This is a genomic window from Neoluteolibacter marinus (assembly GCF_014904755.1).
Classification (GTDB): domain Bacteria; phylum Verrucomicrobiota; class Verrucomicrobiia; order Verrucomicrobiales; family Akkermansiaceae; genus Haloferula; species Haloferula marina.
In genome coordinates, this window is sequence record NZ_JACZFQ010000225.1 from 1 (window position 1) to 722 (window position 722).

Genomic DNA, 722 nt, shown 5'->3' on the forward strand with positions numbered 1-722 from the left:
CAGAACCGTCCCGCCGATCCAGGAGATCAAGAGGCCAAATCCGACCAACGTATCGGCCGACGTGCCGGTCTCACCCTCGGCAGGAACCTCCCCTAAGGATGAATAGACAATATAGCCAACAAGCAGCGCGAGCGAGACTCCCGATAGGATGAGCCAAGTGCGATTCTTTGCACGGAACCCAATGATCGCAAATCCAACACACCACAGAAGGCCGAAGGACAGGATACCCCACAGCATCCACATTCCATGTCGCAGTCGCCAGCCACGACTGGAGAGAAGTCCCATGGGTGAACTCATCAACGATCCTCCATATAGTTATAATTTAGATCTTCCACCGCGATGGGAGTCGAGGCGACAAAGAATTCAGGGGTGGGCTTGGATCCCTCGATCTCAGCATTGAGCATCTGTCGCAGTTGACTAAGCGCATCAAGACAATCTGGTCCCGGAGTTCCGCTCGCCTCAGCCGTGATTGAACCATCAGAGTGGATGGAGACACTCAACTTTCGCGGCATCAGGCCATCTCCTCGAAAAGATAATTAAGCGAACCATCCTCATTGTGTTGCTCAATGAGATTGAATCCTAGCGCTCGGGCCCTCTCCACAACGATTTGCGCGGTGCGCGCCTGCATAATCCGTCCGACCACTGCATCCAGTTCGGCAAGCATTTCTTTATCGCTCTCATCAGACCCATTGTCAGTTCTTGCAAGGAATGCTGCACCCATC

At 53.5% G+C, this 722-nt stretch carries 2 protein-coding genes and 1 pseudogene; all 3 read right to left on the minus strand.

Annotation, left to right across the window (positions count from 1 at the left end; genetic code table 11):
• Positions 1 to 285 (minus strand): annotated as a pseudogene (locus tag IG178_RS25795) (helix-hairpin-helix domain-containing protein); the annotation flags it as partial.
• A gap of 11 nt (positions 286 to 296) precedes the next feature.
• A complete protein-coding gene (locus tag IG178_RS26430) occupies positions 297 to 512 on the minus strand; it encodes a DUF2997 domain-containing protein (RefSeq protein ID WP_226895768.1) in 216 nt (71 codons plus the stop codon).
• The coding region (locus tag IG178_RS24590; RefSeq protein ID WP_226895769.1) for a hypothetical protein at positions 512 to 722 on the minus strand (211 nt) is incomplete at its 5' end. The genes IG178_RS24590 and IG178_RS26430, both read right to left, overlap by 1 nt.